At 60.7% G+C, this 6,959-nt stretch carries 7 protein-coding genes; 2 read left to right on the top strand and 5 right to left on the bottom strand.

The window, feature by feature from the left end:
- From ACOI1H_RS22425 to otnK, 4 genes are all read right to left on the bottom strand, one after another.
- A partial coding sequence (locus ACOI1H_RS22425; protein WP_422440319.1) for an isocitrate/isopropylmalate family dehydrogenase occupies positions 1-660 on the bottom strand: 660 nt, incomplete at its 3' end.
- A 416-nt stretch (positions 661-1,076) separates the two neighbouring features.
- Positions 1,077-1,970 (bottom strand): NAD(P)-dependent oxidoreductase, encoded by an 894-nt coding sequence (locus ACOI1H_RS22420; protein WP_422440318.1) that lies wholly within the window; start codon positions 1,968-1,970, stop codon positions 1,077-1,079.
- A 22-nt stretch (positions 1,971-1,992) separates the two neighbouring features.
- Complete coding sequence (gene otnC / locus ACOI1H_RS22415; protein ID WP_422440317.1) at positions 1,993-2,634, bottom strand: 3-oxo-tetronate 4-phosphate decarboxylase; 642 nt, start codon at positions 2,632-2,634, stop codon at positions 1,993-1,995.
- Positions 2,627-3,910 (bottom strand): 3-oxo-tetronate kinase, encoded by a 1,284-nt coding sequence (otnK, locus tag ACOI1H_RS22410; RefSeq protein WP_422440316.1) that lies wholly within the window; start codon positions 3,908-3,910, stop codon positions 2,627-2,629. The genes otnC and otnK overlap by 8 nt, the downstream gene beginning before the upstream one ends.
- A gap of 188 nt (positions 3,911-4,098) precedes the next feature.
- On the opposite strand from otnK, the gene ltnD reads away from it, so the two are divergent.
- Positions 4,099-5,013: an L-threonate dehydrogenase gene (ltnD, locus tag ACOI1H_RS22405; RefSeq protein ID WP_422440314.1), complete on the top strand. Its 915-nt coding sequence runs from the start codon at positions 4,099-4,101 to the stop codon at positions 5,011-5,013.
- A gap of 2 nt (positions 5,014-5,015) precedes the next feature.
- A complete protein-coding gene (gene otnI, locus ACOI1H_RS22400) occupies positions 5,016-5,786 on the top strand; it encodes a 2-oxo-tetronate isomerase (protein WP_422440312.1) in 771 nt (256 codons plus the stop codon).
- A gap of 43 nt (positions 5,787-5,829) precedes the next feature.
- Here otnI and ACOI1H_RS22395 read toward each other — a convergent pair whose 3' ends face one another.
- Positions 5,830-6,885: an aldo/keto reductase gene (locus ACOI1H_RS22395; protein WP_422440311.1), complete on the bottom strand. Its 1,056-nt coding sequence runs from the start codon at positions 6,883-6,885 to the stop codon at positions 5,830-5,832.
- Positions 6,886-6,959: the final 74 nt, after the last annotated feature.

Here is a 6,959-nt window from a genome sequence, read left to right as displayed (position 1 = left end):
TAGCATCTTGTCCCACGTCACATCAGGAAATTCCTGCGACACTTCGGCAGCAATTTCGTCCCACATCACCATGCCATGGCGTTGCGCATTTGACTTGGTAACAACGGTCAGAAATTTGCGCGACCGAGATTGTGCCAACTTGAACGCATACCGCATGATCCGCGTCACGCCGACACGCGTAAAAATCGCGACCTCGGTTCCAACTTCTTCTGGCATCCCTTTGTGAGCCCGGCCGCCGATACCGGAATATTCGCCCTCAGAGTTCTCGCGCACGATCACCCAGTCAAGATCGCCGGGCCCTACGCCCGCAAGAGGTGATGTGATACCTGGCAAAATCCTAGTCGGCCGCACATTGGCATACTGGTCAAATCCTTGGCATATGGGCAGGCGCAACCCCCAGAGCGACAGGTGGTCGGGGACATCCGGCGCACCGACCGCGCCAAAAAAAATTGCGTCAAAGCTCCGAAGTTGCGCTGGCCCATCGTCAGGCATGAATGACCCAGTGCGCTTGTAGCGGTCCGATCCCCAGTCGAAATCGGTCACATCGACATTAAAACCTCCATCCCTTTTGGCCAAAACGTGCAAGACCTGAAGCCCAGCTCTGATGACTTCGAGGCCGATCCCATCGGCGGGAATTGCTGCAATTCTGTAGGTTTTCATAGAAAGTTACTACCGTTTCTAAAGTTTCATTTGAAAAAAATTGCAGCAAGGACAGAAACCTTTACAAGATTATCTGTAGATTTGCTGAGACGTTAGGCTCAAAGATTGATGCTTCTCAAGCGATCCAGATTTGTATGAATAATTTCATTGATCTCGTTGTTGAGGCGAAACTTGGATCGTCACCATTTGAAATGTTACTCGCCCGGTCGCTTGTTTTGCGAGTTGTCGGTCTACTTTCCATGCCCGCACAAACGCCGCGACCCGTTCGTAAGACAGCAGCCACAGCGTCTGAGGGATGAACCAGTATGACCTTTTAGCCAGCAGCAATGAGGGTGGCCTCAACTTAACTATGACCGCTCCATAAGCGAGACGCTGGATTTAATGGATCTTCGTATTGTTCCTGCTGCGCAGTGCAGTCATGCGATACCATTTGCCTTTGATATGAAATCAGAAAGATGCGGCACGTAGTCGTCGGGTCCGTTGCCGCCGGTCGCCATCGCCAGCGCGAAGGCATTTTTGACCGCGCTGGACATCGTGGTTGTCACCGTCGCGTTATTTGCCATTGATTCCACATACCTCATATCCTTGTATGCGTTGCTGAGGCTAAATTTATGCGCGTCACGGTTGCCCTCCAGCGCATAGCCCATGAAGGTCTGATAGAACCCACAATCCATGCGTCCCCCGCGGATGACCTTATCGAATTCCTGCACCGGGATGCCCACCTTGCGCGACAGAGCCAAAGCCTCGGAGTACAGCGCGGCGTAGCCCAGTGAAATGAAGTTATTCAGCAGTTTCATGCGGTGACCATCACCGACGCCGCCGATGTGGACGATCTTGGCGGCCCAAGTCGCGATGATTGGCTGGATCCGCTCGAACACGTCAGTATCGGCGCCGACCATACAGTCGAGCGTGCCATCCCAAGCCTCCTTGGGCGTCCGGCTAAGAGGGGCATCGGCCAATGCTACGCCGATCTCGGCCAGTTCATCCATCAATTGGCCCGTCACTGTCGGGTCGCTAGTCGAGCAATCAACTATCACAGTCCCTTTTGCCAAATCGCATTTGAGTGCGGCAACCGTTGCCGCGACCTGTGGTGATCCGGTGAGGCAAAGGAAAATGATGCTACAGTTGCTGGCCATGTCGGACAGCGACGACACCTCGACCGCGCCGCGTGCCACCAAGTCGTCGACAGGTACCCGATTTCGGTGTGCCATCACTGTAAGGGGGTAGCCCTTTTCGACGATATTCTTGGCCATGCCGTGCCCCATCAGCCCAACGCCAATGAAACCAATCGTTTCGGTTGTCTGTGTCATGAGTTGTCCATTCGTGATGTGATCAGGAAAGATTGAACCGCGCTCGCAGATCGGCCACCTGCGGGTCGGTCAGGGTGCGCAGGGCGTGGGATTGAAGCATCAGAAACAGCTTTGCCGTCTCCTCCAGCTCCTCGATCGCGGATTGCGCGTTCAGCAGCGATGTGCCCGCGACGATAGGGCCGTGGTTCGCCAACAGGACCGCGTGGTGCCGCCCCGCCAGCGCGCGAACTGCATGGGCAAGATCCGGGTCGCCGGGGGCGAAATAGGGCACCATCGGCAACCGCCCGATTCTCATGATGTAATAGGCGGTCAGCGCGGGCAGCACGTCATCCGGGTCCACGTCTCGCAGAATGCTGACGGCGGTGGAATGGCTGGAATGCAGATGCACGACCGCCGCCGCGTCGCTGCGTTCGGCATACATCGAAAAATGTAGGAACGCCTCCTTGGTCGGGGGGTCGCCGTCCAGCAGCTGGAAATCCCCATCGAACCGTGACAGCCGGGCCGGATCCAGCGTGCCAAGCGCGATGTTGGTCGGCGTCATCAGCCAGCCGCCATCATCGAGGCGGACCGAGATATTGCCGCTAGTGCCGCTGGTCAGCCCGCGGTCGAACAGGGACGCGCCGACGCGGCAGATCTGGTCGCGGGCGCGGTTGATGTCAGTCATGTGGGCTGTCCGGTTGCAGCAAAGTGAACGCTCGCGAAAAGATGTCGGCGCTGCCAAAGTTACCGGATTTCAGCGCAAGCGCCAGATCGTGGCTGCCGACGCTGCGGGTCCACGGCACGCCGGGGTCGATTTCGGGACCGATTTCCAGCGTCGTGACACCCAGCTCCGCCACGACCGCGCCGGAGGTTTCGCCGCCGGCGATCACAAACCGGCAAAAGCCCGCATCGCGTAGGATGACAGCGAGATCGGCCAGCGTCTGTTCGATCAGCGCCCCGATGTCATGCGACGCACCCTGTGTCTGGAGTCGCTCAATCAAGTCGGGTGCCACGCTGGAATAGATCACCGGGACGGCGTCATAGGGCTGTGATATGGCCCAGCCGGCAAGTTGCGCCACGCTTTGCGTGCCTGTCGCCAGTGCTGTGGCGTCAATCGCTAGAGTGGGCAGGCCCGCCGCCTGTGCCGTCGCGATCTGTTGCCGGGTCGCCAGAGAACAGGATCCGGCCAGCACGACGGCGCGCCCAGTCGGCGCGGGCATATGGCGGCTGGCGGTGCGCGGCGCGATCAGGCCAGAGACCACGGCATTGCCCGCCAGCCCCAGTCCGATGCCGGACCCGCCGGTGATAAACCGCATATCGGCGCAGGCCGCACCGATGGTGCGCAGGTCGGTGTCCGACAGGGTATCGACGATCAAGATACGCTGGCCCTGTGCGCGCCGGTCGTCGAATGCCGCCTTCAGCGCGTCGGCACCCAGCCGGACCGTGTCGATATCGACCAGGCCGATCGGCTGGCGGGTCTGGCGTCCCAGCACCCGCATCAGATTGGCGTCCCGCATCGGGTTCAGCGGATGATCCCGCAGCGGGCTGTCCGACAGCAACTGGTCGCCGACAAACAGGTGCCCCTTGTAGGTGGTGCGCCCTGCCGCAGGAAACGACGGGCAGGCGATGGTCAGATCGGTGCCAAGGGCCGTCATCATCGCATCGGTTACCGGGCCGATATTGCCCGCATCTGTGGAATCAAAGGTCGAGCAATACTTTAACATGATCTGCGGTGCCCCGGCGTCGGTCAGCGCGCGCAGCGCTGCCAGCGACATCGCCACCGCGTCGGCGGCTGGAGCCGATCGTGATTTCAGGGCGATCACGACCGCATCCGCATCCGGCAGGGCCACACCGACCGGTGGCACGCCGATGATCTGCACCGTGCGCAGCCCCTCTCTGGACAGCATCAGGCACAGATCGCTAGCCCCGGTGATGTCGTCGGCGACTGCACCGATCAGCATGGTCTGTTCCTTGTCCGTGCGGTGCGGCCGAACGGCGCGCCGCATCCCCCGATGCAAAGCTTTAACTTGCCTTTCAACAAGAAGCTCGGCTACTTAGTTGTGACAGCGCTATCATCGCGATCGCGTCAACGCAAGAGAATGTCACGCAGGACCGGGCATTCCAGAAAATCCAGTTCAGGGACTCTGCTATGGAAAAGACGACTAGCCCGAAGGTCTGCGTGATCGGTCTGGGTTCAATGGGGTTCGGGGTCGCCGCGTCGTTGCTGCGCGACGGGTTTGCGACCGCAGGCTGCGACGTGAACGCCCGTTCTGTAGAACGATTTGCAGCCCTAGGCGGGCTGGCCGGGACCGACCCCGCATCTGCCGCACAGGGCGCGGGCGTTGTGATCTGCGTGGTCGTCAACGCGCAGCAGACGGACACGGTGCTGTTCGGGGCCGCAGGGGCCGCGAAGGCGATGGCCCCCGGCGGCACGATCCTGTCGTGTGCCACCATGTCGCCTGATGCGGCGCGCGATTTCGCGGCGCGGGCCGCACAGCTGGGATTGCACTATATCGATGCGCCGGTCAGCGGCGGGTCGGCTCGCGCCGCGTCCGGTGACCTGACGATCATGGCGTCGGGGCGTCCGGCGGCCTTTGCTCAGGCCAGACCCGTGCTGGATTGCATCGCCGCCAAGGTCTACGAGCTGGACGAAAAGCCGGGGATCGGCGCGTCGTTCAAAATCGTGAATCAGTTGCTGGCCGGTGTCCACATCGCCGCCGCCTGCGAGGCGATCACCTTTGCCAAGGCGATGGACCTTGATATTGCAAAGGTTTACGAGGTGATCACCGCGTCGGCGGGCAATTCGTGGATGTTTGAAAACCGGGTGCCCCATATTCTGGAAGGCGATTATACCCCGCACAGCGCGGTGGATATTTTCACCAAGGATTTGGGAATCGTTTCCGACATCGGCCGCAGCCTGAAATTCCCGACACCGATTACCGCGATGGCGCTGCAACTGTTTGTCATGACCGCTGCCGCCGGGATGGGGCGCGATGACGATGCATCGGTGGCACGGATGCTGGCCGGTCTGGCCGGGCTGGACCTGCCAAAGGCGGGAGCCTAGCCATGCCGCGTTTTGCCGCCAACCTTACGATGATGTTTAATGAAAGCGCGTTCATGGACCGGTTTGCCGCTGCGGCGGAGGCAGGTTTCGCGGCGGTGGAATACCTGTTTCCCTACGACCACGATCCTGACCTGATCGCACAGGCGCTGGCGGCGAACGGCCTGCAACAGGCGTTGTTCAACCTGCCGCCCGGCGACTGGCTAGCGGGCGATCGCGGCCTTGCGGCGCTGGCGGATCGCAAGGCTGACTTTCGCGCGTCGGTCATCTCCGCGCTGACCTATGCCCGCGCCACAGGTGTCGGCCGGATCCACGTCATGAGCGGCATTGCCGACCGCTACGATGCCACAGCGGTACAGACCTATCGCGACTCGCTGCGCTATCTGTGCGATGCGGCGGGTCCGGCGGGATTGAATGTGTTGATCGAGCCGATCAATCCGCGCGACATGCCCGGATATTTCCTAAACAATTTTAATCAGGCAGTGGATATTATCGCGGATCTCGCCTTGCCGAACCTGAAACTTCAGTTCGACATCTATCACCGCCAGATCATACACGGCGACGTGCTGACCGGGTTGCAGGCGCTGCTCCCCGTGACCGGCCATGTGCAAATCGCCGCCGTGCCGCTGCGCCACGAACCGCAAAGCGGAGAGCTTGACGATCTGCGCATCCTAAAAGCGCTGGATGACATGGGATACGATGGTTTTGTGGGCTGCGAATATCGACCCGCAGGCGACACGCGCGCCGGGCTGGGCTGGATGAAAGCATTCGCATGACCGCGCTGGCCCGATGCGCTGTAGCACGGGGCCAGGTCCTTCGCTAGTCGGCGATGTAATCGCGGTGCAGGGCCCAATCGGCGTCCGAAAACCGGTCTGTCGCGAAATTGCGCTGATGCCAGTAGGGATAGATCAGCGGCACGCGGCTGACCGCGTTCAGTCTGGCCCTGTCGTCATCGGTCAGGCGCAGATCGATCGCTTTGAAATTATCGCGAAACTGCGTCTCATTGCGGCCCCCGATTACCAGTGACGTAACTGCCGGACGCCCCAGCAGCCATGCAAGTGCCACCTGCGCCGCCGAAACGTTGTGTTCCGCGCCGATCTGAATCAGCACCTCGACGATGTCCCACAGCTTTTCTGCGTCCCGGATCGGCGGTTCGGTCCAGCCGGCGAACTGGCGCGACCCCTCCGGGGTTGGCTGTCCGCGACGGTGTTTGCCGGTCAGCAGACCTGCGGCAAGCGGACTCCAGACCAGAACGCCCAGGCCCTGATCGACAGAAATCGGCAATAGCTCGTATTCGGCCTCGCGCGCCTCCAGCGTGTAGTGGATCTGTTGCGTGACAAAGCGGGGCCGTCGGTCGCGGTCGCTGACGGCAAGGCTTTTCATTACCTGCCAGCCCGAATAGTTGGAGCAGCCGATATAGCGGATCTTGCCCTGCTGCATCAATGTATCAAGGGCTGCCAGCTTCTCCTCGACCGGGGTCTGGCCATCCCATTCGTGCATGTAGTAGATGTCGATATGGTCGGTGCGCAGCCGTTTCAGGCTGCGTTCGCATTCCCGGATCAGGTGGTGGCGCGACACGCCTTCGTCATTCGGGCCGTCGCCGATCCGCATCCGCGCCTTGGAGTTGATCAGCACCTTGTCGCGACGCCCCTCCAGCACCTCGCCCAGGATCTCCTCGGACTGGCCGTTGGAATACATGTTCGCCGTGTCGAACAGGTTTACCCCGTTGTCGATGCACAGATCGACCAGCCGCCGTGCGTCGGAAACGCCCTGCTGCCCGACCATCGCGAACGGCCCGCTGCCGCCAAAGGTAAAGGTTCCCATCGTCAGCACCGACACCCGCAGTCCGGTGCGGCCAAGCTGTCTGTATTCCATAATTCAAATACCTAAGAGTCCGATTCGGAACTATGTGAGAGAAGTCATGAGTTTGCGAGCATGCGGGTGACGCG

The sequence above is a fragment of the Loktanella sp. DJP18 genome (assembly GCF_049310965.1).
Taxonomy (GTDB): Bacteria; Pseudomonadota; Alphaproteobacteria; order Rhodobacterales; family Rhodobacteraceae; genus Loktanella.
Note: the sequence above shows the minus strand (reverse complement) of the source record. Positions and strands in the feature narration are given on the sequence as shown.